This window comes from Providencia sp. wls1914, from assembly GCF_009706645.1.
Taxonomy (GTDB): domain Bacteria; phylum Pseudomonadota; class Gammaproteobacteria; order Enterobacterales; family Enterobacteriaceae; genus Providencia; species Providencia zhijiangensis.
In genome coordinates this window covers 504,476-529,991 of record NZ_WLUN01000016.1, presented here as the reverse complement: position 1 = coordinate 529,991, position 25,516 = coordinate 504,476, and the positions used below count along the sequence as shown (strand labels likewise).

The 25,516-nt window shown below is 42.4% G+C and carries 25 protein-coding genes and 3 pseudogenes; 18 read left to right on the top strand and 10 right to left on the bottom strand.

The genetic code is table 11. The annotated features are described in order from the left end of the window. Nucleotides 1-13: 13 nt before the first annotated feature. Together GKR74_RS13110 and GKR74_RS18110 are read left to right on the top strand one after the other, a co-directional pair. Entirely contained in the window at nt 14-760 is a 747-nt protein-coding gene (locus tag GKR74_RS13110; RefSeq protein ID WP_154603916.1) for a hypothetical protein, read from the top strand. Between the two features lie 20 nt (nt 761-780). Further along, nucleotides 781-2,148: pseudogene (locus GKR74_RS18110) on the top strand (DUF2799 domain-containing protein). Nucleotides 2,149-2,194: 46 nt separating this feature from the next. Here GKR74_RS18110 and amtB read toward each other — a convergent pair. From amtB to argS, 3 genes are all read right to left on the bottom strand, one after another. After that, a complete protein-coding gene (gene amtB, locus GKR74_RS13095) occupies nt 2,195-3,487 on the bottom strand; it encodes an ammonium transporter AmtB (protein WP_154603913.1) in 1,293 nt (430 codons plus the stop codon). A 12-nt stretch (nt 3,488-3,499) separates the two neighbouring features. Further along, complete coding sequence (locus GKR74_RS13090) at nt 3,500-3,838, bottom strand: P-II family nitrogen regulator (protein WP_036954549.1); 339 nt, start codon at nt 3,836-3,838, stop codon at nt 3,500-3,502. Between the two features lie 251 nt (nt 3,839-4,089). Continuing rightward, the gene (argS, locus tag GKR74_RS13085) at nt 4,090-5,820 is read right to left on the bottom strand and encodes an arginine--tRNA ligase (protein ID WP_036954545.1); all 1,731 of its coding nucleotides are present in this window, start codon (nt 5,818-5,820) and stop codon (nt 4,090-4,092) included. Nucleotides 5,821-5,995: 175 nt separating this feature from the next. Between argS and GKR74_RS13080 the strand changes: the two genes are divergently transcribed. From GKR74_RS13080 to GKR74_RS13070, 3 genes are all read left to right on the top strand, one after another. Then, the gene (locus GKR74_RS13080; RefSeq protein WP_154603912.1) at nt 5,996-6,550 is read left to right on the top strand and encodes a VOC family protein; all 555 of its coding nucleotides are present in this window, start codon (nt 5,996-5,998) and stop codon (nt 6,548-6,550) included. A gap of 177 nt (nt 6,551-6,727) precedes the next feature. Then, entirely contained in the window at nt 6,728-7,489 is a 762-nt protein-coding gene (cutC, locus tag GKR74_RS13075) for a copper homeostasis protein CutC (RefSeq protein WP_154603911.1), read from the top strand. A gap of 300 nt (nt 7,490-7,789) precedes the next feature. Next, the gene (locus GKR74_RS13070; RefSeq protein WP_154603910.1) at nt 7,790-8,218 is read left to right on the top strand and encodes a hypothetical protein; all 429 of its coding nucleotides are present in this window, start codon (nt 7,790-7,792) and stop codon (nt 8,216-8,218) included. A 101-nt stretch (nt 8,219-8,319) separates the two neighbouring features. On the opposite strand, the gene cmoB is transcribed toward GKR74_RS13070, so the two are convergent. The 5 genes from cmoB to GKR74_RS13045 all read right to left on the bottom strand — a co-directional run bounded on the left by cmoB (nt 8,320) and on the right by GKR74_RS13045 (nt 11,471). Continuing rightward, nucleotides 8,320-9,291 (bottom strand): tRNA 5-methoxyuridine(34)/uridine 5-oxyacetic acid(34) synthase CmoB, encoded by a 972-nt coding sequence (gene cmoB, locus GKR74_RS13065; protein ID WP_154603909.1) that lies wholly within the window; start codon nt 9,289-9,291, stop codon nt 8,320-8,322. After that, the gene (cmoA, locus tag GKR74_RS13060; protein WP_036948300.1) at nt 9,291-10,043 is read right to left on the bottom strand and encodes a carboxy-S-adenosyl-L-methionine synthase CmoA; all 753 of its coding nucleotides are present in this window, start codon (nt 10,041-10,043) and stop codon (nt 9,291-9,293) included. The genes cmoB and cmoA overlap by 1 nt, the downstream gene beginning before the upstream one ends. 108 nt (nt 10,044-10,151) lie before the next feature. Further along, nucleotides 10,152-10,550: an MAPEG family protein gene (locus GKR74_RS13055; protein WP_154603908.1), complete on the bottom strand. Its 399-nt coding sequence runs from the start codon at nt 10,548-10,550 to the stop codon at nt 10,152-10,154. Between the two features lie 105 nt (nt 10,551-10,655). Then, the gene (locus GKR74_RS13050; RefSeq protein WP_154603907.1) at nt 10,656-11,060 is read right to left on the bottom strand and encodes an NUDIX hydrolase; all 405 of its coding nucleotides are present in this window, start codon (nt 11,058-11,060) and stop codon (nt 10,656-10,658) included. 72 nt (nt 11,061-11,132) lie between these two features. After that, on the bottom strand, nt 11,133-11,471 hold the full coding sequence (locus GKR74_RS13045) for a DUF4377 domain-containing protein (RefSeq protein ID WP_036948292.1): 339 nt from the start codon (nt 11,469-11,471) through the stop codon (nt 11,133-11,135). Between the two features lie 352 nt (nt 11,472-11,823). Between GKR74_RS13045 and aspS the strand changes: the two genes are divergently transcribed. The 7 genes and pseudogenes from aspS to GKR74_RS18015 all read left to right on the top strand — a co-directional run bounded on the left by aspS (nt 11,824) and on the right by GKR74_RS18015 (nt 17,892). Then, nucleotides 11,824-13,593, top strand: coding sequence for an aspartate--tRNA ligase (gene aspS / locus GKR74_RS13040; protein WP_154603906.1), 1,770 nt, complete (start codon nt 11,824-11,826; stop codon nt 13,591-13,593). Continuing rightward, the gene (nudB, locus tag GKR74_RS13035; protein ID WP_154603905.1) at nt 13,593-14,027 is read left to right on the top strand and encodes a dihydroneopterin triphosphate diphosphatase; all 435 of its coding nucleotides are present in this window, start codon (nt 13,593-13,595) and stop codon (nt 14,025-14,027) included. The genes aspS and nudB overlap by 1 nt, the downstream gene beginning before the upstream one ends. A gap of 30 nt (nt 14,028-14,057) precedes the next feature. Beyond that, complete coding sequence (locus GKR74_RS13030; protein ID WP_154603904.1) at nt 14,058-14,801, top strand: YebC/PmpR family DNA-binding transcriptional regulator; 744 nt, start codon at nt 14,058-14,060, stop codon at nt 14,799-14,801. A 225-nt stretch (nt 14,802-15,026) separates the two neighbouring features. Then, nucleotides 15,027-15,584, top strand: a pseudogene (gene ruvC / locus GKR74_RS13025) (crossover junction endodeoxyribonuclease RuvC). Nucleotides 15,585-15,632: 48 nt separating this feature from the next. Beyond that, nucleotides 15,633-16,250, top strand: a complete 618-nt coding sequence (ruvA, locus tag GKR74_RS13020; protein WP_006659946.1) for a Holliday junction branch migration protein RuvA — start codon at nt 15,633-15,635, stop codon at nt 16,248-16,250. Nucleotides 16,251-16,266: 16 nt separating this feature from the next. Then, on the top strand, nt 16,267-17,277 hold the full coding sequence (gene ruvB / locus GKR74_RS13015) for a Holliday junction branch migration DNA helicase RuvB (RefSeq protein WP_036948275.1): 1,011 nt from the start codon (nt 16,267-16,269) through the stop codon (nt 17,275-17,277). 456 nt (nt 17,278-17,733) lie between these two features. Then, nucleotides 17,734-17,892 carry a hypothetical protein gene (locus GKR74_RS18015; RefSeq protein ID WP_230089158.1) on the top strand — a complete coding sequence of 53 codons (159 nt, stop codon included), beginning with the start codon at nt 17,734-17,736 and terminating at the stop codon, nt 17,890-17,892. A 95-nt stretch (nt 17,893-17,987) separates the two neighbouring features. On the opposite strand, the gene znuB is transcribed toward GKR74_RS18015, so the two are convergent. Together znuB and znuC are read right to left on the bottom strand one after the other, a co-directional pair. Then, a complete protein-coding gene (gene znuB, locus GKR74_RS13005; RefSeq protein WP_036948270.1) occupies nt 17,988-18,773 on the bottom strand; it encodes a zinc ABC transporter permease subunit ZnuB in 786 nt (261 codons plus the stop codon). Between the two features lie 7 nt (nt 18,774-18,780). Continuing rightward, nucleotides 18,781-19,533, bottom strand: a pseudogene (gene znuC, locus GKR74_RS13000) (zinc ABC transporter ATP-binding protein ZnuC); the annotation flags it as partial. 72 nt (nt 19,534-19,605) lie between these two features. Here znuC and znuA point away from each other — a divergent pair. The 6 genes from znuA (at nt 19,606) to GKR74_RS12970 (ending at nt 25,515) form a co-directional block, all read left to right on the top strand. Next, on the top strand, nt 19,606-20,565 hold the full coding sequence (znuA, locus tag GKR74_RS12995) for a zinc ABC transporter substrate-binding protein ZnuA (RefSeq protein ID WP_154603902.1): 960 nt from the start codon (nt 19,606-19,608) through the stop codon (nt 20,563-20,565). A gap of 29 nt (nt 20,566-20,594) precedes the next feature. After that, on the top strand, nt 20,595-21,920 hold the full coding sequence (mepM, locus tag GKR74_RS12990) for a murein DD-endopeptidase MepM (RefSeq protein WP_154603901.1): 1,326 nt from the start codon (nt 20,595-20,597) through the stop codon (nt 21,918-21,920). A gap of 117 nt (nt 21,921-22,037) precedes the next feature. Continuing rightward, nucleotides 22,038-23,012, top strand: coding sequence for a lauroyl-Kdo(2)-lipid IV(A) myristoyltransferase (gene lpxM, locus GKR74_RS12985; RefSeq protein WP_154603900.1), 975 nt, complete (start codon nt 22,038-22,040; stop codon nt 23,010-23,012). 222 nt (nt 23,013-23,234) lie between these two features. Then, nucleotides 23,235-24,092, top strand: coding sequence for a LysR family transcriptional regulator (locus GKR74_RS12980; RefSeq protein WP_154603899.1), 858 nt, complete (start codon nt 23,235-23,237; stop codon nt 24,090-24,092). A 186-nt stretch (nt 24,093-24,278) separates the two neighbouring features. Next, nucleotides 24,279-24,800, top strand: a complete 522-nt coding sequence (locus tag GKR74_RS12975) for a fimbrial protein (protein WP_154603898.1) — start codon at nt 24,279-24,281, stop codon at nt 24,798-24,800. Next, nucleotides 24,718-25,515 (top strand): fimbrial biogenesis chaperone, encoded by a 798-nt coding sequence (locus GKR74_RS12970; protein WP_154603897.1) that lies wholly within the window; start codon nt 24,718-24,720, stop codon nt 25,513-25,515. The genes GKR74_RS12975 and GKR74_RS12970 overlap by 83 nt, the downstream gene beginning before the upstream one ends. Nucleotide 25,516: the final 1 nt, after the last annotated feature.

Sequence of the window (25,516 nt, the reverse complement as noted above, 5' to 3'; positions counted from 1 at the left end):
AGGGAATGAAGCGATGAAGATAAAGAAAAGACTAGGAATGGTGTTTATTATTATTAGCTTTTTATCCGCTTGTGGTAGTCATGACCCCATAAAACGGAATGTATTTAGCGATAAAGTTGTTGAATCTACAGGAGCATTTAAAGCCACTGAACAAGTTAAAGTGGAAGATAATATTATTGGTTTCTCTATCGATCCGAAGAAAAAAGAGATTTTAGTGATCGCAGAGAAATACTACTTTATCACTAAAATTAATGCACGATTAGAGTACATCATCAATACCCCCGAGGTTCGGAATAATATCTATTTACTCTATAGAGAAGATGGTGGATGGGGTAGTTGGGCTTATGAGCTAGTCAATAGTGATGGTAAGCCGAATAATCCTCCTATCTTAAAAGATCTGACACTAATCATGTGCTTCAGAGACGACACGCCCAAAAATATTTTAGAAGAACAAAGCGCGATATTGAAAAAGCAGAAAACAAACTTTCTGATTTATGGCACAAAACCGTGTTTCTATGCAGTCATTGGTAATGGCGATAACCGAGTGTATGACATTACGCCAGCCGTGAAATCTGTGAAGATGACCTCACTAAAGCAACCATTTCCTTATATTTTAAATATCACAATGGCGAAAGATCCGAAAAAGCTTGAATCTCAAAACAGAAAAGCGGTTTTGCTCTCACCCTTTGCCACCGTTGCTGATGCCACATTTACCTTCGGGCAATACCTAGCATTGCCATTCACCATCTGGTTTATGTGATTGTAAAATAGGAAAATTTAATGGATTTAAGTCGCAGTCTATTGATATTGGTGATGGCGTCACTAACAGGATGCTCGGCGTGGGAAAATTATCTTCAAGAGCAAGAGCAGCAAAAACGTATGCAAATTGCCACGCAAGAACGCACGACCTGTAATACTGGCTGGGAAGCGCTCGCCAGCCAATCAGCAACGATAGGTTATGCAAACCAAGAGGCAATGGATTACTACCAGACGTTATGCACCAAACATGACTATCGCTTTGATTTAGCCCAATGGAAGAAGGGCTATAGACAAGGTGAAGCCATTTATTGCTCAAACCTTCAGGCTTATCGATTAGGAAAATCGCAATATCAATATGTCGTTGAAAAATGCGCGAATAAGTCTGCCAAGCAAAAGAACCAGCTAGCATCAGCATATCAATTGGGATGGAATTGGGCGCAATCCGCATCGCAGTTGGACATCTATCCTCAGCAAATTCAGCGTTATGACGAGTGGATTAATACGTTGGAAAAGGCGAGTGATAAAGGTAACTCCCACTCAAGTCAACGTGAATTACGTGAACTCAAACGAGAACGCGCTGAAATAGTGCGTGAGCAAAAAGCAAAAGAGAATGAACGAATTCAGCTAGATAACCAGAATTTATCTATCCTCATGCGGATGAATCCGTGAGTGTACATCATGAATAAACTGATTATAGGTCTTCTCACTAGTACCATTTTACTGACTGGATGCGGCAGTATTGGCACTCGCCAATCTAGTTTCGAATCTGCTCAACGCGCGGCATCCCCAGAGGGAATTGCCAAACAAATGGAAGCGGATCGCTTGGAGCAAGAACGGCGAGAGGAAAGTGCAAAAGTGGCTCAAGCTGCATTAAAATCCCGCTGCTTAGGGTATCAAGCTAATTGGCAATCTGCGGGCTATGAGCAAGGGAAAGCGGGTAGTACAGCAGACAGTTACTATTATCAGCTTGACCAATGCAAACAGTTTAATTTGAAGTTTAACCAAAAGCAGTGGGATGCGGGTTTTCGTGCGGGCATGTTGAAACATTATTGTACCTATAACACGGCATTTTACTCTGCGGTAACGGGTGGGTATGTCACACTGCGTGAACGCTGTGATCCGTTAATGTCTGTAAATAGGCAGCAAAATATGGAGATTATGTACCAAAAAGGGCTGATCTTTAATGATGCAAAGAAAGCATTATTTGACGCGGAATATGCACTTTCAAACCTAAATAGGGAAATTGATAGAAACGACTATTACGGAAAAACACCGCGAGAAGTTCGCCGCGAATGGCGTGAGGCAACGGATAATGTGATGGATAGTCAGCGTGAAGTGATGGAACTGGAACGTGAAGCACAGAGGCTATTTATTACGTTAGGGCAGTAGAATTTTTTTTGACAAACTCCCCCCTCAATCGAGGGGGAGTAGACAATTACGGATGATAAGCGCGCTCGCCATGAGTGGTAAGGTCCAACCCATCGCACTCTTCTTCTGGGGAAACCCGCAGACCAACTAGCTTATCCGCCAGTTTAAAGGCGATAAATGCCACAACACCCGACCATACAATGGTGACCACAATACTTTCAAGCTGAACAAAGACTTGGTGGGGTAAAGTGACGTTGTCACGATAACCGAGACCCCCAAACAGCGTCGAGGTAAATACGCCTGTGAGTATGCAGCCAACAATACCGCAGGTACCATGGATACCAAAAACATCGCACACATCATCGGCTTTTAACCAACGCTTTAAGACGACAACACCCCAAAGCCCAATAATTCCCCCGACAATACCAATAACAAGCGCACCAATAGGACTAACAGTACCTGCTGCTGGCGTGATAGCGACTAATCCAGAGATACAACCGGAGCAGCTTCCGAGCATCGAAGGTTTTCCTCGCAATAACCATTCCGTGAATGTCCATGAAAGGATAGCACCAGCTGTTGCAATCACCGTGTTAATAAACGCCAATGCGGCAACATTATTGGCACTGCCTGCGGAACCTGCGTTAAAGCCAAACCACCCAATGTACAGGACTGCGGTACCCATAAAGACCATTGGTAAGTTATGGGGCTTGAGCACCACTTGGCTGTAATCACTGCGTTTACCCAGCAAATAGGCACCGACCAGTGCAGCGACAGCGGCATTAATGTGCACCACGGTGCCGCCTGCAAAATCGAGAGCGCCATCATCGGCCAGCCATCCGCCTTCAGCCCATACCATATGTGCGATAGGCACATAGGAGAAAGTAAACCAAATCACGGTAAAAATCAGGAGTGCAGAGAAACGCACGCGCTCCCCTAGTGCTCCGACAATTAATGCGAGGGTAATAACCGCAAATGAGCCTTGGAAGGCAACATGGATATACCGATTAATGGAACCTGATAAATCGTCGATGGACATCGCGCTTAGAAACGTTAAAGAGCCATCCCCAAAGATTTTATTTCCTGCAGTGAAGGCGAGGCTGTAACCAAAGACAAACCAAAGAATAATCACCACACTAAAAATCAGCATGACTTGGGTGATCAGCGATAACACGTTTTTACTGCGTAATAATCCGCCATAAAACAGAGCAATGCCGGGGATGGTCATAAAAAATACCAACGCCGTGCAGATCAACATAAAAGCATTATCCGCTTTATCAACGGCATTCACTTCCGACGCATAGGCGGGAAGTGCGAAATAACTTAAGGCGAAGAGTGCGGCAGGTAACCATAATCGTCTCATCCTTTATCTCCCTTAGAGTGCGTCATCGCCGGATTCGCTGGTACGAATGCGAACGGCTTGTAGAAGTTCAAAAACAAACAGCTTTCCATCGCCCACTTTCCCCGTATCTGCGGTACGAATAATCGCATCGAGAGCGGGTTCCAGTAGGTCATCACTGATAGCGATTTCCATTTTGGTTTTGGGTAGAAAACTCACTTCATATTCGGCACCACGGTAAAGTTCCGCGTGACCTTTCTGTCTGCCATAACCTTTGACTTCACAGATGGTCATCCCTTGTATTCCTAATTCAGTGAGTGCTTCACGAACATCTTCTAATTTGAACGGTTTAATAATTGCGATGATGTACTTCATAAATCCCCCTGTCTTTTTGAAAAGGCAAAAGAGATAAAGCAAGCATCATGCCAAATGTTAAATTTTTGTTTTTAGGGTGTAATGGATTGAAATGAGGGAAATAATGAGAGGTTGCTCACCAAATAAGTGCAAACTGACTATCGGTTACAAAAAGTTGCTCAAAAATAGTGCAGGCAAGAAGATGAAAAATAGAGAATGGAAGCTGGATAGTAAAAAGCCCACCGAAGTGGGCTTTAAACAAAAGAATAAAACTACATTCTTTCGACGGTTTCGATACCTAACGTATCCAGACCCGCTTTTAACGTTTTTTGCGTTAATAAGGCCAGTTTTAAACGGCTTTGACGCTGTGCATCGGTGTCTGCGGATAAAATAGGGCAATGTTCGTAGAAACTAGAGAACAGACCCGCTAAGTCATACAGATACGCACACATAACGTGTGGCGTCCCTTCACGCGCAACCGTTAAGATAGTCTCTTCAAATTGCATTAAACGCGTTGCCAATGCCATTTCGTGTGGTGCTTCTAATACGATTGGCAGCGTTAAATCCGCTTCGGTAATGTCTGCTTTTTTGAAGATAGAGGCAACGCGGGTATAGGCATATTGCATATATGGCGCGGTGTTACCTTCAAAAGCTAACATATTGTCCCAATCGAAAATGTAGTCAGTGGTACGGTTTTTAGACAGATCTGCATATTTAACCGCGCCGATACCCACGACATTTGCAAGATTCAGCAATTCCTCTTCTGCCATATCCGGGTTTTTCTCACGGATCAGCGTTTGAGCACGTTCAACGGCTTCATCTAACAGGTCGGACAGGCGAACAGTACCGCCTGAACGGGTTTTGAATGGCTTACCATCTTTTCCTAACATCATGCCGAACATATGGTGCTCAAGCGCCATGGATTCTGGGATATAACCCGCTTTACGGACAATAGTCCAAGCTTGCATTAAATGTTGATGCTGGCGGGAGTCGATGTAATACAAGGAGCGATCCGCATGCAAGGTTTCATAACGGTATTTTGCACAGGCGATGTCGGTGGTGGTGTACAGGAAACCGCCATCTTTCTTCTGGACGATAACGCCCATCGGTTCGCCTTCTTTGTTCTTGAATTCATCAAGGAAAACGACGGTAGCGCCTTCACTTTCTACGGCTAAACCTTTGGCTTTTAGGTCAGCAACGATGCCTGGCAGCATGCTGTTATACAGGCTTTCACCCATCACATCGTCTTCCGTCAACGTGACGTTTAAACGGCGATAGGTTTCTTGGTTTTGTTGCATGGTGATATCAACCAGTTTACGCCACATTTTGCGGCAGTATTCATCACCAGATTGTAATTTCACAACGTAACCACGAGCACGAACGGCAAAGTCTTCATCTTCGTCGTAATGTTTTTTCGCTTCGCGGTAGAATTCTTCGAGATCTGAAAGTGCCATGTCGCTAGCATCTTCATTTTGCACTTTTTCTAAATAAGCAATTAGCATCCCGAATTGTGTGCCCCAGTCGCCCACGTGGTTAGCGCGGATCACTTTGTGACCGATAAATTCTTGGGTACGTGCCGCAGCATCACCAATAATGGTGGAGCGTAAATGACCAACGTGCATCTGTTTCGCAACGTTAGGCGCCGAGTAGTCAATCACGATGGTTTCGGCTTTAACAGGTGCTAGGCCTAAACGGTCGCTGGTCAGCGCGTTTTCCGCGTGAGTCGCAATCCATGTTGGGTCGATAAAAATGTTGATGAAACCGGGACCGGCGATTTCAATTTTTGATGCGATACCTTCGAGATCTAATTGGCTAACAATTTGCTCGGCCAGTTGTCGGGGAGGCAGGCCCATTTTTTTCGCAGCTCCCATCACGCCGTTAGCCTGATAGTCACCAAATTGCGCTTTAGCTGATTGACGAACAAGGGCGTCACAGCCTTCTGGAGCTCCCGCTGCTAGCATTGCAGCACTGATTTTATCTGAAAGAATAGCCTGAATATTCACCGGATTACCTTAAATAACGAACATAGTTACCGCATTGTGCCATTTCATGGGCGTAACTAAAAGGTGGAAGAGAAAAAACGGCAGGTTTTATACCATATTTTGGGGGAGTCGTGCTACAGTCTGGCGCTTGTTTCACTTTTTATTATCTTTGTTTTCTATTTATAGAGTCATGTTAATGCTAGATTTCGATAAAATTCCTCAGTTAAATGATCTATGGTGCGACCTACCTGACTTTGATCAAAAGGTTGCGGCGATGGCGCACTCTCTCAATCTTTCCTTGACCGATTATGTGATTGACCATATTTCCGTGCGTTGCCACCATCAGGAAACTGCTGAGCGTTGGCATGACGGCCTATTACAATGCGCTGAATTACTTTCTGATAACCTGATTAACGGTCGCCCAATTCGTCTTTATGATCTGAAAAAGCCCATTCAAATCGCTGGGCAGGATGTCTATATTATTGAGCTCCCTTTTCCTAAAGATAAAACTTATCCTCAAGAGAGCTGGGAACATATTGAAATGGTCATTGAGGTCGCGCCCGAATTATTGGAAGAGACAGCGCGTCGTTTATTACCGGATACGTTACCGGAAGGATACTCCTATAAAGTGAGTCAACCTAAAGGTCAGCAAGAAAGACTGCCAAATCCGACTTTGGCCGTGACAAACGGCTTAATTACTCTCAAATATCACCCGTTTTCCCTTAGAAACATCGTTGAAAGCGAAAAATAAGTGATGCAATTAACGTTATTGATCATTATTTAGAGCCAACTCTAAATGGTGTGATATCACGCAGATAACATTTAACAAAAAGTGGCATAGTTAGTTGAATGCCTAATAAAAAGCACGTTTTGACCCTCAATTTTCAGCTCATATTCTACTGAGCTTATGACCATTTTGGAGATCTTCATGGCGAAACTGGAAATTTGCTGTTTTGGTATAGAGTGCGCCGAAGTCGCGCAAGAATATGGTGCAAATCGCATTGAGCTCTGTTCGGGGGCAGCAGATGGGGGGCTAACACCAAGCTACGGCTATTTAAAACTGGCGAGAGAGAAACTTCATATTCCTGTTCATCCCATTATTCGTCCTCGTGGTGGTGATTTTTGCTATAACGTGAGTGAATTTGATGTGATCCGTGAGGATTTACAGATGATCAAGGAGATGGGGTTTCCTGGCGCAGTGGTGGGGATCTTAGATACAGAAGGGCGTATTGATATCGAACGGATGCAGACCTTAATGGAAATTGCGAATGGAATGGAGATTACTTTCCATCGTGCTTTTGATATGTGTATCAATCCGTTACTGGCATTAGAGCAACTTAAAAACCTTGGGGTGGCACGTATTTTAACATCCGGTCAGCAACAAAGTGCTGAATTAGGTTTACCACTACTGAAAGAGTTGCACGAAAAAAGCCGTGAAATGAATGGTCCAATCATTATGGCTGGCGCAGGGGTTCGGTTGGCGAATATGACCAAGTTTATGGAAATTGGTCTAACGGAAGTGCACAGCTCCGCAGGGAAAACCGTTCCTTCTAGTATGAATTACCGCAAAGCGGGTGTAACCATGGCTTCAAACAGTGAAACCGATGAGTTCACACACTACTGTGTGGATGGGCCAACGGTGGAAGCGATGATGGACTTTATTTCTATAACGGAAAAAGTGCCTGCATAAATCATAAATTCGGAATAGGACTGACTGAATTTACGATAGGGAGAGTTAAGATAGGGAGGTTAAATACCTCCCTGAGGTTGATAACAAAGAGGGATAAAAGCGTGGTTTTTCCCTCTTTGTGTTATCAGGCGAAAATCAATGAATTGATTTTCCTTGTTAATTTTACAACCCCAAAAGAGCCATTTCCAAACCTGATGGGTTTGTCAATGGTCTAAGGGAGGTTAAATACCTCCCTTTGTTTTTAGATTTTTGAACTGAGTAAAAACTAAAAACCGCTGAATGAATTTTAAGGAAAAAATCATGCTGAAAAAAATTGTCTTAACTTCATCACTTTTGCTCATCACAACTTCCTCGTTTGCTTTTTCATTAGCTGAAAAAGAGAAGCACCAAAAGTATGAAACGGAAGTTTCCTCTCAAATCTCTGCATTAAATAAAACCTGTGGGTCAGACATTAAAGCGAACTTTGACTGGGCAACCTTTTCAAAAGAGCAACTCGAAACCATTGGTATCGATGGTTATAGCAAAGAGATGCTCAAGGGAATAGCCAATGTCTGTGAACACTCTGAACTCGCAAAACAGTCAGTCAGTGCGAAAATCAAAAACATTACCTATTCCTATACCAAGCCTAGGGCGATTGAATTAAAAGATGGCACGCTATCATTAGGTATGGACTTTGATTCGGCTAATGACGCAAAAGCGGTTGAAGAGTATTTAATGAATAATTTGTAGTCGTTATTTTTGTGGCACAAAAATAAAAACCCCCGTGAGTTGTCGATAAACTTTTGGGGGTTTTGTTATGTGCGGCCGGTGAGAATTGTCGCCTGACAAGATTACGGTTTTTTCGCCACTAAAATCGCACGTAGAGGGGCAGGATACCCTTCGATGGTTTTGGTTTGATCATTAGGGTCTAAAAATTCTGCTAATGAATCCGTTGGCATCCACTCTGTACGGCGCTGTTCGTCTAACGAAGTCACGGCTTGGTCAACAATGCGTACGTCGACAAAACCACATTTCTCTAACCACACTTTGAGCATTTTGGCGGAAGGAATAAAGTAAACGTTGCGCATTTGTGCATAGCGGTCACCGGGGATCAGGCATTGGAATTCATCACCTTCAATCACCAAACTTTCCAACACTAACTCACCTTCACTGACGAGTTGGTCTTTTAACTGCCATAAATGGTCGAGTGGGGAGCGACGATGATACAGAACGCCCATAGAGAATACGGTATCAAAGGCTTTTAATGCTGGCAGTTGTTCGATACCGAGCGGCAGTAAATGTGCGCGTTGGTCATCACCTAACAGTTTTCTAACGGCTTCAAATTGGCATAAAAACAGTTCGGTAGGATCGATACCGACGACAAACTCCGCTTCTTCGCCCAGCATACGCCACATGTGGTAGCCACTTCCGCAGCCTACATCTAATACATGGCGGCCTTTTAATGGGGAAATATGTGGCAGAACGCGATCCCATTTCCAATCTGAACGCCATTCGGTATCGATATTGACGCCATATAGGGAAAATGGACCTTTACGCCATGGTTTCAACTGCCCTAAGATATTGTTTAAACGGCGAGTTTCGCCTTCGGTTAATTCTGGGTCGCGCGTCGCAGTAACGCTATTTTTAATATCTAACTGGGTCGGCGTCATCACTGGCAGGTTATCTAACATTTTCTCCCATGAAGAGAACCCACCGTGTAGACCTTCTTTTTTCCATGCCGCCAGTTGAGCGGGCAGGGTTTCTAACCAATGGCTAAGAGGGCCAACGGCAATTTGTTGATAAAAACGACCGAAATCGATCATTACTGCCCCTCTTTTAATGCTAATAATGAACCGAAGTTAAAACACTGGAACCAGACTTCACAATGTGTGAATCCGACGCGTTTTAAGCGAGCTTTATGCGCTTCAACAGAGTCGGTGAGCATGACATTTTCGAGCATGCTGCGTTTTTGGCTGATTTCGAGTTCGCTATACCCGTTGGCGCGTTTGAAATCATGGTGCATGTTAAATAACAACTCACCAATTTGCTTATCTTCAAAATTAAATTTCTCAGATAACACTAAAATGCCACCGGGTAGTAACCCTTGGTAAATTTTAGTGAGCAATTTTTCGCGGTCATCGGGATTTAAAAACTGCAATGTGAAGTTAAGGATAACCATGGACGCGTTTTCAATATGAATATCGCGAATATCTCCTTCGATAACCTCGACAGGCGTTTGTGCTTTATACGCATCAATATGACGGCGGCAGCGTTCGACCATAGCGGGTGAATTATCGACAGAAATGATTTTACAGTTTTCTACTGAAATATTTCGACGAACAGACAGGGTGGCGGCACCAAGGGAACAACCCAGATCATAGACTTGACTATTTGGTGTCACAAAACGACCCGCTAGCATCCCAATCATGGTGATGATATTGGAGTAACCCGGTACGGAACGTTGGATCATATCGGGGAAAACTTCAGCCACTTTTTCATCAAACTTCCAGTCACCTAAATTGGCGATCGGTGCGGAGAAAAGGCTGTCTTTATGGTTTGGATCCTGACTTGACATAGACTTGTATTAATTAGCAGAACAAAAGTAGTGGCGGATTGTAGCAGAAAGGCATATGACCTGAAAACAACATAACCTGAAAAACAATCCGCACAGAAGCTAAGGAAATTAAAAGGAGAACGACACCATTTGTACCCAAGGCAGGTAATAGGCATTGGCGATGACCATCAAGGCGAGAGCCAGATAAGTCCCCATCATTCCCATTCGGCGTTGTGAATAGTCATGGTTTTTTAAACCGTAAGAGTGGAGCATGCGGCTTGCAATCAGCAGAATGCCACAAACATGGATCATCCAAACTTTGGCGCCATTCATTTCCATTAACAGTAATAAAATTAATGAAATTGGAATGTACTCGATGGCATTGCCATGCACACGGATAGCGGTTTGCAATTCAGAAAACCCACCATCGCCAACAGACACACGGTACTGATTTCTTAGCTTTACGACATTGAGTGATAGTCTCAGTATCAGTAAGGCTCCTAGTACAGCGTATAAAGAACTGACCATTTTTTACTCTACCTCTGTGGAGATAAATTAAATTTTCTAAATTTTAAAACCTAATCAGTAAATCTACAAATAGAAATATATCGCTATTGATAATTCATTTTTGAATTACTTAATGAGATTATCCGCTTTGAGTTGTGCCAAGACAGCAATCGCAGTGATAGAGCAGCGGTCTGCATCATTGGAATCTAGCCACGCTAATTCAGCAATTTCAGCCGCGGGTTGAGGAATGCCGTCATAATCGGCTTGGTAACAACGGATACAAACCTGAGAGCCATCTTGTTTGCCATCAGCCAATCCGGTGAATTCTCCGTAGAAACGGATGGATTCAGGGTGCAAGGTTAATGTGAGCTCCTCATCGATTTCGCGAGCAAGCGCCTGTTGGTCAGTTTCACCTTGCTCACGTTTCCCGCCAGGAATATAAAATAGGGTTTTATTATGGGAACGAACCATGGCAACTTTGCCATTCTGAATGGTAATTAAACCTAATTTATCAATGATTTTAGTGCTCATTTTTAGCCTTAACGCGTTGTCGTTTGTCGTGACTCACAGAAAAGAGCAGGTGATTTTACACCTGCGCCGACATTATTTTTTCTCGATAACTTTGACTAACTCATAACGGATGCTTGGGGCATCAGCGGGTGGGTTAGGCACATCAAACTGTTGCACCTCTAGCACGTAGTTATAGCCCGGTTCATAGCTGAATCCTTGAATGGATGAGTAAAAATATTGCCAATCATCAGTTGGCTTTTCTTTAACTTTCATGCATTTCATCGGTGCAACGCCGACACAGTCAGCCAGAGAGGAGTCGATATAAAAGATTTTATTGTTGCTGTTGGTGGGCTTCATCGTATTGGTATTATTTCCGTTTTGGCATCCTGCAAGCAGAACAAGAAGGGATGATGCGAGTAGAATTTTTTTCATAAAGGTTCCTCTAGTTTCAGGCAAAAGTGTCTGAATATGAGTAATTATAGCAAAATGAAACGGGTAATTATTCCCAAAAAAATTATGATCTAACAAACAATCAGATTTTAATCATCAATTAGATGAGCAACTTTTCTTAGATTAGTTACGATCGTTTTGATAGATAAGAACCATTTTTATTGATTGGAGATGGTTTTTTTGTATCAATTTCGCAGTTAAGCTGTATAGCAAACTGTTTGTCTAACAGAATTTCCTATATAATGTCTGCCTTTTTTGACATTCTGAATTTTCAGCTAAATGCCAAATTCCCGCAGCAAGCAAAAGCACAACAAGCTGAGTAAAAGGATAGAGTATGCGTACTAATTATTGTGGGCAATTAAATATCGCTCATGAAGGCCAGAAGGTCACTCTTTGTGGATGGGTAAACCGCCGTCGTGACTTAGGTGGTTTGATTTTTATCGATATGCGTGATCGTGAAGGTATCGTTCAAGTTTTCTTCGATCCAGAGCGTAAAGACATATTTGAGAAAGCGTCAGAACTGCGTAACGAGTTCTGCATCCAAATCACAGGTACAGTACGTGCGCGTCCAGATAGCCAGAAAAACAAAGATATGGCAACGGGTGAAATTGAAATCTTTGCTGAAGGTCTGGAAGTCTTTAACAAATCTGAACCTCTGCCGTTAGACAGCAATCAAACCAACACGGAAGAGCGTCGTTTAAAATACCGCTATTTAGATTTACGCCGTCCGGAGATGTCAGACCGTCTGCGTACTCGCGCGAAAATCACCAGCTTTGTTCGTAACTTTATGGACAAAGAAGGCTTTATGGACGTTGAAACGCCAATGCTAACTAAAGCGACGCCAGAAGGGGCGCGTGACTACTTAGTACCAAGCCGTGTTCATAAAGGCAAATTCTACGCATTGCCACAATCCCCTCAGCTATTCAAACAGCTGCTGATGATGTCTGGTTTTGACCGTTATTATCAAATCGTAAAATGCTTCCGTGACGAAGATTTACGTGCTGACCGTCAACCAGAATTTACCCAAATCGATGTGGAAACCTCGTTCATGAGCGCGGAACAAGTTCGCGAAGTGATGGAGCGTATGATCCGCAACCTGTGGCTTGACGTGAAAGGTGTTGATTTAGGTGATTTCCCAATCATGACCTTCGCAGAAGCGATGCGCCGTTACGGTTCAGATAAACCAGACCTGCGTAACCCAATGGAACTGGTTGATGTTGCTGATATCGTTAAAGATGTTGAATTTGCAGTATTTGCGGGCCCAGCAAATGATCCTAAAGGTCGTGTTGCAGCCCTGAAAGTGCCAGGCGGCGCAGCAATGACCCGTAAACAAATTGACGAATACGGCAATTTTGTGGGCATCTATGGTGCGAAAGGCTTAGCGTGGATGAAAATCAACGAACGCGCGAAAGGCTTAGAAGGCATTCAAAGCCCAGTTGCGAAATTCCTAAGCTTAGAAATTATCGAACAAATTATTGAACGTACTGGCGCAGCCGATGGCGATATTATCCTGTTTGGTGCGGGTGCGAAAAATGTGGTGACTGACTCCATGGGCGCATTACGCCTGAAAGTGGGTCGTGACTTCGAATTGACCAACTTAAATAGCTGGCAGCCACTGTGGGTTATCGACTTCCCAATGTTTGAAGAAAATGGTGAAGGCGGCTTAACCGCAATGCACCACCCATTCACTTCACCAAAAGATTTCACGCCGGAAGATCTGGCGAAGAACCCTGAAGATGCCGTTGCGAATGCCTACGATATGGTTATCAATGGTTACGAAGTGGGTGGCGGTTCTGTCCGTATTCACCGTAGTGAAATGCAACAAACCGTATTCGGTATTTTAGGTATCAATGAAGAAGAACAGCGTGAGAAGTTCGGCTTCCTGTTAGATGCACTGAAATATGGTACGCCACCACATGCAGGTTTGGCATTTGGTTTAGACCGCTTAGTGATGCTGTTAACTGGAACTGATAACATCCGTGATGTTATTGCCTTCCCGAAAACGACTGCAGCGGCATGTTTAATGACCAATGCGCCAAGCTATGCAAACCCAGATTCGCTGACTGAGTTAGCGATTGCAGTTGTGGCGAAAGAAGAAGAGTAATGAAAAGTTATAAGCGCCCAGAATCGGTATTAGTCATTATGGTGGCTGAAAACACGGGGCGGGTGCTTATGATGCGGCGTAAAGATGATCCAGACTTCTGGCAATCAGTGACCGGAAGTTTGGAACTTCATGAAAACAGTGCTGCGGATGCAGCGCTTCGCGAAATCAAAGAAGAGACGGGGTTTAACCCGCAACCAAGTCAGTTACATGATTTGTCGAAAAGTATCATCTTTGAAATTTTCTCGCATTTCAGACATCGTTACGCACCGGATGTAACCCACTGTAAAGAACATTGGTTTAAATTGGTGCTGAGTGATGAACAAACGCCATTACTGACTGAACACACTGAGTTTTGTTGGCTTGAACCGCAAAAGGCGGCTGAACTGACAAAATCGTGGAGCAACAGCCAGGCTATTTTAGAATTTGCTGTTTAATTATTTTATTGACGTTTTTGGAGATATTTCATGGCAGGTCATAGTAAATGGGCCAACACCAAACACCGTAAAGCGGCGCAAGACGCAAAACGCGGTAAGATTTTCACTAAAATTATTCGTGAGCTGGTCACTGCAGCGCGTTTAGGCGGCGGCGATGTCGCAACTAACCCACGTTTGCGTGCTGCTGTGGATAAAGCATTATCAAACAACATGACCCGCGACACATTAAACCGTGCGATTGCGCGTGGTGTGGGTAATGATGAAAACGATAATATGGAAACCATCATTTATGAAGGTTACGGTCCTGGCGGCACAGCGGTTATGGTTGAATGTTTAAGTGACAACCGTAACCGTACCGTATCCGAAGTTCGCCACGCGTTTACTAAAACGGGCGGTAACTTAGGGACTGATGGTTCTGTATCTTACCTGTTCACCAAACGTGGCGTGATCACTTACGCACCGGGTGTGGACGAAGATGCACTGATGGAAGCAGCACTGGAAGCTGGTGCTGACGACGTTGAAACTTACGATGATGGTGCAATAGATGTTTACACCACCTTTGAAACGTTTGGTGCTGTTAAAGACGCATTAGATGCTGCTGGTTTCACTAGCGAAGCCGCTGAAGTTTCTATGATCCCATCGATTACGGCAGAACTTGATGTTGAAACAGCACCAAAATTAATGCGCCTGATCGACATGTTAGAAGATTCAGACGACGTACAGGAAGTTTATCATAACGGTGATATCTCTGATGAGGTTGCTGAGCAACTGTAATTAAGACGATATCTGCGTAGAGAAAGCGGGCTGTGTCCAGCCTGTTTTCTCTAACGCCTCTCCCATCTTCACCTTTTCTTTTATTTGCTATATTTATGATGGCAGGAATGCTATTTACACTGAAATTGCGGTGGAAACCGTGATATTCCCTTGTTGCCATTGTGGCTGTCATTAGATGGGGATAAGATGATATGAAAATTAATAAAGGGCAACTATAGGTTTTATATGGCGATTATTCTGGGTATTGACCCTGGTTCACGGATCACAGGATACGGTGTTATTCGCCAACAAGGTAGGCAATTACTCTATCTCGGAAGTGGGTGTATTCGCACTCAAGTTGATGATTTACCAAGCCGTCTGCAGCGTATTTATGCGGGAGTCTCGGAAATTATCACCCAGTACCAACCTGATGTTTTATCCATTGAACAAGTCTTTATGGCGAAGAATGCGGACTCAGCACTAAAGTTGGGGCAGGCACGTGGTGTGGCGATTGTCGCGGCAGCAAACCAAAATATTCCCGTTTTTGAATATGCGGCTCGCCAAGTCAAACAAACCGTTGTGGGAACGGGCGCGGCAGAAAAAAGCCAAGTTCAACATATGGTGAAATCTATCCTAAAATTATCGGCTAGCCCCCAAGCGGATGCCGCAGATGCGCTGGCAATTGCTATCACGCATTGTCATTTTAATCAAAACCTACTGAAAGTGGGGGATCCGCGTTTAGTGTTAACCCGCGGAAGATTAAGATGAGGGCTGGATATGCATCCAGCATTTTTTGTGGTATAAACAGCAGAGTCAAAATTTAAGACGCTAATCAAATTAAAGGGGTTCAGTGTGATAGGTCGTTTACGTGGCATCGTGTTAGAAAAGCAACCACCCATTGTGTTACTTGAGCTACAAGGTGTTGGCTATGAAGTTCATATGCCAATGACCTGTTTCTATGAATTACCTGAAATTGGCCAAGAAGCCATAGTTTTTACCCACTTTGTAGTGCGAGAAGACGCGCAATTGCTGTATGGCTTCAATGACAAGCAAGAACGTGCACTATTTAAAGAGCTGATTAAAGTTAATGGTGTCGGCCCTAAACTGGCACTCGCGATTTTATCGGGTATGTCCGCTCAGCAATTTGTGTCTGCCATTGAGCAAGAAGCGATTTCCTCTCTGGTGAAACTACCGGGTATTGGCAAGAAAACTGCTGAGCGTTTAGTGGTCGAAATGAAAGACCGCTTCAAAGGCTTGAATGGGGATCTTTTCAACTCAGTGAGCGATATTGATTTACCAAGCGTGAAGAGCCAAGGGCCAAGCCAAGCAGATATTGAAGCCGAAGCAGCTGCTGCCTTGATTGCGCTGGGATATAAACCGCAAGAAGCTAGCCGTATGGTGAGTAAAGTCGCGAAACCTGATAGCGATTCTGAAACCCTGATCCGTGATGCCTTACGCGCAGCACTTTAATTGAGAGATTAATACGATGATTGAAGCTGATCGCCTAATTACTGCTGAAGTGTTGCATTCTGAAGAAGAAGCCATTGATCGCGCGATCCGCCCTAAATTACTGGATGAGTATATTGGGCAGCCGCAAGTTAAGCATCAAATGGAAATATTTATTCAGGCAGCCAAAATGCGGGGTGATGCGCTTGATCATCTATTAATTTTTGGGCCTCCAGGGTTAGGAAAAACCACCTTAGCGGGTATTGTCGCCAATGAGCTTGGCGTTAATTTGCGGACAACGTCAGGGCCTGTATTAGAAAAAGCAGGGGATTTGGCAGCCATGCTGACTAACCTTGAACCTCACGATGTCCTGTTTATTGATGAAATTCATCGCCTTTCGCCAGTAGTTGAAGAAATTTTGTATCCTGCCATGGAAGATTACCAATTGGATATTATGATTGGTGAAGGCCCTGCGGCACGTTCCATTAAAATCGATTTACCGCCATTCACGTTAATTGGCGCTACTACGCGGGCTGGTTCCTTAACTTCTCCGCTGCGTGACCGCTTTGGGATCGTACAGCGCTTAGAATTTTACCAAGTTGATGATTTGCAACATATCGTGAAGCGTAGTGCTCAGTATATGGGACTGGATATCACCGAAGAAGGGGCATTGCAGGTCGCGATGCGCTCTCGAGGTACGCCTCGGATCACTAACCGCTTATTACGTCGTGTGCGTGACTTTGCTCAAGTAAAAGGCAATGGCAGTATTGATGAGTTGATTGCGAGCCAAGCGCTGGATATGTTGAATGTGGATGCGGCAGGCTTTGACTATCTTGACCGTAAACTGCTGGTGGCCATCATCGATAAGTTTATGGGGGGGCCGGTGGGTGTTGATAACCTTGCCGCTGCGATTGGCGAGGAGCGCGAGACCATCGAAGATGTGCTTGAACCTTATCTTATTCAGCAAGGGTTTATCCAGCGAACGCCAAGAGGGCGTATGGCAACGGCCCACGCTTATTCTCATTTTGGATTAACGCCGAAAGAAGTCTAGCTTTTAAACGCTTGATTGATATATATATATGCGTATTATTTAAATAATATCATACGTATTTCAAATGAAATGAACCCAGCAATTTAGCCACAATTACTGGGTTTTTTTGTATCTATATTTCACTAAATTGCGAAATTATCATTATTTATTCAGCGAAATGGTATTGAGAATATATATAGTAAATTTTAAAAACACAGACAATGATAATGATTTTTATTACTATGTGGTGTTTTTTCGTATATTAGGATAGGTCACATGAATAAATCTTCTTACACATTTGCGCTCACAGTACTCTTATTTGCGACGGTTGTTTCTGGTTGCACAAAAAATACCAAAGCTATTACCAATAAGGAAACCATTGAAAGTTGTTCTCGATATCTACCTGAGGGATCAACATAATGGGTGAGTATCGAGGGTGAAATTGACTTAAACAAGAAATTTCATGGGGACTTAAACGTGAATGTTCCAAAAGATAAGTTAAATGATCCAAAATATTCAGATGAAGGATTTAAACTAAAAGTTAATCAATTTATGGATTGTGTCGGTGGATTTATAAACGATAGTGTCGGGGATGTAGAAACCCCCGCGAATAATGATAAAGAGAATGCTAAATAATACGTATTATTGAATTTTATTGGAACCCGCATAAAGCGGGCTTTCTATTTGTTTTTTTACCTAGATACGGTTTTATTCAGGCATTTTTTATACAACTAGTTTTTCGTTTTTACGCACAAACTTAGAATAAATAAAATGGCAGAGGTTAGTACAACTGATGGGCCTGCAGGAGTATCGTAAAATGCTGATAGGGTTAATCCGCCAGTAACGGAAACCATGCCAATACCAATGGCTGTGAGCGCCATTTGTTCTGGTGTTTTGGCAAAACGTCGGGCAGTAGCAGCGGGAATGATCAGCAAAGAAGTAATGATCAGCGCACCAACAAATTTCATTGCTATCCCGATAGTTAACGCTGTGACCATCATCAACAATAAGCGAGAGCGTTGGAGATTAATTCCATCCACAAAAGCTAGCTCTGAGCTAACTGTCATCGATAAAAGCGCCCGCCATCGATAAAAAAGCAACCCACAAACGACAACCACGCCAATTAAAATCGTTATAATATCTTCGTATGTTACTGATAACAAATCGCCAAATAAGTAAGCCATTAGGTCAACGCGGACATTTGCCATTAGGCTGACAACAACCAGCCCTAAAGAGAGAGAGCTGTGAGCCATAATGCCGAGTAACGTATCCACGGCGAGTTGAGGACGTTTTTCCAGCCACACGAGGATCAGGGCCAATAATAAAGTCACTGCGATCACGGCGTAAAAGGGATTAATGTTTAGTAGCAAACCGAAGGCAACACCTAGCAAAGATGCGTGGGCGAGGGTATCCCCAAAATAGGACATACGTCGCCAAACCACAAAGGAACCTAAAGGGCCTGCAGCAATCGCGAGTAACATACCTGCAATCCACCCAGGTAGCAGTAACTCAATCATGGTGGCAATCCTTGCTATGTTGGTGGGATGAGATCACATTACCTTCTAAGTCATGTTGGTGATTGTGTTGATGACGGTAAACACCTAGTTGCTGTGCGCCTCGATAGCCAAACATAGCGACAAATTCTGGGTGGTTAGAGACAACATCAGGGGTACCAGAGCAACAAATATGCCCGTTGATACATAAAACTTGGTCCGTTTTTGCCATCACTAAATGCAGGTCGTGAGAGACCATGAGAACCGCGCAACCGAGTTCAGTTCTCAATTGATTGATTAAGTCATACAACGCAACTTGACCATTAATATCGACGCCTTGAGCGGGTTCATCGAGAACCAACAAATCAGGTTTATTGAGTAATGCACGCGCAAGCAAAACGCGCTGGGTTTCACCACCCGAGAGTTTTTGCATTGGCTGATCAATAAGATGCGTGGCTTTAACCCGTTCGAGAGCGGGTAATAAATGCTCCGTGCGGACACCTTGCTTTAACATCATAAACCGCTTCACGGTTAGAGGTAGGGTGGTATCTAAATGCAGTTTTTGTGGAACATAGCCAATAGAGAGTGACGAGGCTCTGCTGATAGTGCCTGATGTGGGCGCTAATAGCCCCAATACCACGCGAACAATCGTGGATTTACCAGCACCATTAGGCCCCAATAACGTCACGATATCACCTTTGTTAAGTGCAAAAGTGACATCCTTTAATACGGGTTTATCGCCAAATGAGACTGAGATTTTATTTAAAGATAGTAGTGGTTGCATATGAAAACATCTTGCAGAAATCAAGTTGTGTTATATTATAACATTTCAATTTTAAGATCACGGAAAATGTTCATGATACACAAATCGAAACTTATTACCCGTAAATTCATCTGCAAAGCTACGTTAGCCTCAGTTTTAACCGCATCAATGTTACCAATGGCCAACGCTGATGTCGTTACATCGATTCGACCTTTAGCCTTCATTGCTGCGGGGATCGCTGATGGTGTCACTGATACACAAGTTTTACTTCCAGATGGTGCTTCGCCACATGATTATGCACTGAAACCATCGGATTTAAAAAAGATAAAACAGGCTGATTTATTTGTTTGGGTTGGACCTGAATTAGAAATGTTTTTAGAGAAGCCAATCAACGTGTTAGACCAGAATAAACGTCTGGCATTGGCTGAGCAGAAAAATATTCATAACTTATTAATGGCCGAAAACCACGAGGAGGAAGATAGCCATCAACATGCCGATGAACCTAATCATGATGCGGATCACGAACATCATCACCATGGTGAGTATAATATGCACATCTGGTTGTCCCCAGATATTGCAAATTTGGCAGCCGATGATATTTACGCGCGTTTAGTAGAGCTTTATCCTGATCAGAAAGATAAGCTGGACGTAAACCTTCGTAAATTCAAAGAAAACATGGCGCAAAACAATAAGAAAATTGCTAGTATTTTAAAGTCGGCTCAAAATAAAGGGTATTTTGTTTTTCACGATGCTTATGGCTACTTTGAAAAACACTATCAGCTCGCTCCATTAGGGCATTTTACGATAAACCCTGAGATTCAGCCCGGTGCCCAAAAATTGCATCAAATACGAACACAACTGGTTGAGCATAAAGCGCAATGCGTTTTTGCTGAGCCACAATTCAGACCTGCGGTTATTGAAAGCGTAGCGAAAAATACGGGAGTCAAGATGGGTACTCTCGACCCACTCGGTAGTGGGCTGGCAATTGGACCAGATAGCTACATGAAGTTTCTGACTCAATTATCAGAACAATACGCAAGCTGCCTGAATTAAGCATAGAGGAATAGTTTAAAGTGCAGCAAATGGCAAGTGGTATTGTGCAGGCATTTAACGGCTTGTCCAAGACCCATAAAATTGTGTTGAGCACGCTCACCGTCGCTACCATGGCCGTCGCGATTTGGCGGCCTGTACATATCCCTACCACGTATGAAAGTGACAGTTCTCCTGATACCGTCATTCCTTTTTCTCAATCTGCAATTGAGGCAGAAGGTGATGATTTAATTCAAGATAGTAGCGAACAGTTACCCGATGAAGGCGTTGCAGACAGCGACACCGATGCATCAGATGCGGATGGTACACCGCTCGCACATGAATATGTTGTCTCAAGTGGCGATAATTTATCGTCTATTTTGACCCAGTTTGGTATTGAAGCTGGTGATGTTGCGACACTTTCAAACCAACATAAATCATTACGTAATTTAAAAATCGGTCAAACCCTTAGCTGGACATTGAATACGGACGGCGAATTAGAGTCCTTAACATGGGATGTTTCTCGCCGTGAAACGCGTATCTTCAAACGTGTTGGGGCAACCAACAAATTTGAAGAAGTGAAAGAGATCCGTAAAGGCGATTGGACAAACAGCGTGATGACCGGTTCTATCGACGGAACGTTTGCTCAAAGCACAAAGAAAGCGGGCTTGACTCGTACAGAAGGCCGTGAAGTTACCAAAGCATTACAGTGGCAGGTGGACTTTAACAAGCTGAAAAAAGGCGATAAGTTTACCGTTTTAATGGGCCGCGAGATGCTCAATGGGACTCATGAACAGAGTCAACTAGTTGGTGTGCGTTTACAGTCTGGTGGTAAAAATTACTACGCTTTCCGTGCTGAAGATGGTCGTTATTATGACAGTGAAGGTAATGGTTTAGAACGCGGTTTCTTGCGTTTTCCAACGGTTAAGCAGTTCAGAGTTTCATCGCACTTCAATCCACGTCGTGTTAACCCGGTAACGGGGCGAGTTGCACCACATAAAGGGGTCGACTTCTCAATGCCAGTGGGTACGCCGGTATTAGCGGTTGGTGATGGCGAAGTGATTGTGGCGAAATACAGCGGTGCAGCAGGAAACTTTATTGCTATTCGCCATGGTCGCCAATACACCACGCGTTATATGCATTTACGTCAATTGCTGGTGAAACCAGGGCAAAAAGTGAAGCGTGGTGATCGCATTGCATTATCAGGTAATACTGGACGTTCTACAGGGCCTCATCTTCATTTCGAAATGTGGGTTAACCAGCAAGCCGTCAACCCATTGACTGCGAAATTACCAAGCTCAGGTGGTTTAACAGGTAAAGAACGTAAAGAGTACTTAGAGCTGGTTAAAGAGACTAAACCTCAGCTTAAATTGAAATAACCATTTCAGTTTTATCATCCAATAACTGGCAGATACTTGTGTCTGCCAGTTTTTTTTGTAATGCTCTTACACATTCATTTTTGGTTATCAAAATAGCCGTGATTTCTTGGGTATAACATGAATAAAGAACAAGATACCGACAGCAAAAAGGGCTATGTGCCAACGTTTCATAAATCCTATTTATTACCTAAATATTGGGGCGTTTGGCTAGGTGCAGGCCTCTTTGTTGCGCTTGCTTATATCCCTGTAAAAGTGCGTGATCCTATGCTGGCAAAAATAGGCAAATGGGTTGGACGATTAGCGAAAAGCGCCCGTCGTCGGGCAAAAATTAACTTACTCTATTGCTTTCCTAATATGGAAGAGCAACAAAGAGAAGAGTTGGTTGACCGGATGTTTGAAACCGCACCACAGTCTTTTGTCATGTTAGCTGAACTGTGTGTGCGTGGCGCAGAGCGCACATTAGCGCGTACGCAGTGGCATAACAAACAGATTATTGAGCAACTGCAGGAACAGCAAAGCAATGTGATTTTTATGGTTCCTCACGGCTGGGCCGTAGATGCTCCTGCCATGCTACTAGCGGCGATGGGACAGAATATGGCTGCTATGTTCCATCACCAGAAAAACCCTGTTGCAGATTATTTATGGAACAAAGCACGTTACCATTTTGGTGGACGACTTCATTCTCGTGAAGCAGGAATTAAACCTTTTATTGCATCGGTCAGGCAAGGTTACTGGGGTTTTTATCTACCAGACCAAGATCATGGGGAAGAGCACAGTGAGTTTGTTGATTTCTTTGGTACATACAAAGCGACCTTACCCGCGATTGGCCGATTGATGAAAGTGTGTAAAGCGAAAATTGTTCCTTTATTTCCGGTGTACGATCACGTTAATCATCAATTACATATTTATGTTCGTGAACCAATGGATGATATTGATGGGCAAGATGATAACTATATTGCACGTCGAATGAATGAAGAGTTAGAGTTTTTGGTTGAGCCTAATCCAGAGCAATATACGTGGATTCTTAAGCTCTTGAAAACACGCAAGGAAGGTGAGATAGAACCTTACCAGCGAAAGGATTTATATCGCTAGATTTCTTTTCAGAATCATAAAAAGCCACGGTAATAATTATCCGTGGCTTTTGTTTTTTAGGGGATTATATGTTTATTAATATATATAATTGTGGAATAAATTTAATTTTAAAGGTGACTTTAAAATAATGCTAAAAACCCAAAAAGGATGAGTGATATTCTAAATGCATTGTTATATTCTTCCCGAGATAAAAGCGAGTGAAGATGACGGGCTGGAAAAATTATGGATAAAACGAAAACAACATTAGATCAGTGGATAACTTTACAAGCTGTAGTCGATTATGGCGGGTTTGCACAAGCAGCCGAAGTATTGCATAAAACACAATCTTCGATTAGTTATACCATTAGTAAATTAGAACAAATATTAGATATTGAAATCTTTGTAGTAGAAAAACGACGAGCCGTATTAACAGAACAGGGTGAAGCGTTATTAACATTATCACGAGAAGTAACCAATAAAGCGATTGCATTAGAAATAGCCGCAAAATTAATAAATAAAAAAATAAACAATAAAATAAAAATTTTCATAGATGCATTATATAGCAGCGATGACCTATTAAATAAAATTGGGAGCCTAATAAAAAGTAGAAAAGATTATGATGTCGAATTAACTAAAACACTACTTAATCGGGAGGATATATTGTCATCCAAAGAATTTGATTTATTGATATCTCATCATTATGTTGGCTCATTAAATCCTATCTTTTTAGGAGAGGTTGATGCAGTTCTTGTTACAGAGCCAAATCATTATTTACAGCGATGCACGAAAGATAAAATTAGGCATAAACTGGAAAAAACACCACACATTGTTTTGTCCTCTACATTTCAAGATAAGATACAGAGTCACCAAATTGTTAAGGTTGCAAATACTGAAACAGCAATTAAATTAGCTAGAAATTCAGTTGGCTACTCTTGGTTCCCTAGAAATATCATTCATGAATTGATAGAGAAAAATATCCTAAAAGAAGTTGAGAATGATATAGGTAATTCAAAATATCAATTCTATATGTATAAAAACAAGAGTCCAATAATCAATGAAATAATAATAAATTACCTATTTAATGATTTCCGAACTAATTAATTTTGATTTTAAATTTATTCTGTAAAGCATATAAGTATTTTTGATTTAAATTTAAAAAATTCAATATAACCATTCATTAACTTAATTGGATGGTGGTGCTATATTTCTGGCGAACAGAAAATATAGATTACATTTCGTCTTTAAAAGATAAATTTAAAAACATACATTCTATTTATAGGAAATATTATGCATATTCTAAATAAATCCCTAACTTTATTGGGACTGACTTTGGCTATCACGATGTCACCAGCAGTATTTGCTTCTGGCGTGATTAATTTTACGGGAGAAATAACGGAGCAAGCTTGTACCGTAGACAGTCAATCACGTAACTTAAATGTTGATCTTGGTAGAGTCTCCACCAAAAGTTTATCTTCCGCTGGAGAAATGGCTGGATTAACGAATTTCACAATTAAACTCGTGGATTGCCCTGAAGATACCAAAGTTACCGTTAATTTTGGTGGAAACCGAGATTCGGTTGACCAAGATATTCTGGCGTTACATCATGGTGCTGGAACAGCAAAAAACGTGGGTATCGCCCTGTATGAAAAAAATGCAACTTCTCAGATCAAATTATATGAAGATAGCAAAGAGGTTGCTTTAGCTGGAAAATCAGCAGAATTGGAGTATGTTGCAGCGTTTAAAGCAACGGGGGCCGCAACGGCGGGGCAAGCGAATAGTAGTGCAGTTTATAGTATTCAATATCAATAATATGATGGGTGACGTTTGTCACCCATATTTATTTTATGTTGGCATTCATATGAAAATAATTTATTCAGTTGTGCTATTTTTTTTCTGTTTTGTTTCTTTAGCATCAGCATCTGGGATCAGTGTAGGTGGAACTCGTTTTGTTTACATGGATAATAAACGAGAAATTTCAATTCCAATTTTTAATAGTAATGAAAAAAAACCTTTTTTGATTCAAAGTTGGGTAACAGGATTTAATGAGGATATTAAAGCGCCATTTATTGCAACACCTGCTTTATTTCGTGTTGAGCCAAACAGTTATGGAGCGGCAAGAATTGCGTATTTAGGTCAGCCTCTTTCATCTAATCAAGAGAAAATATTTTTATTAAATATAAAATCAATCCCTCCTAAGGATGAGAATATTGAAAATGAGCTTCAAATTATTATTAACTCCCAATTTAAACTTTTCCTGCGCTCAAACGATATTGAGCCATTGAATTTTGAAAATATAATTTTAACAAAAGAGAATGATGGAGTGAAAATCAATAATAAAACACCATATCATTTATCAATTAAAAGTATTTTAATTAATGGCGAGAGTATAAAAGGAACGAAAATGGTCTACCCATGGGTAGATAATTATATCTTAAAAAGAAGAATGGATAAGGGGCATGTAGTTACTGTCGAATTTATCAATGACTATGGTGCTATTGTGGAAAAGAAAATAACCAAGAGCTAGT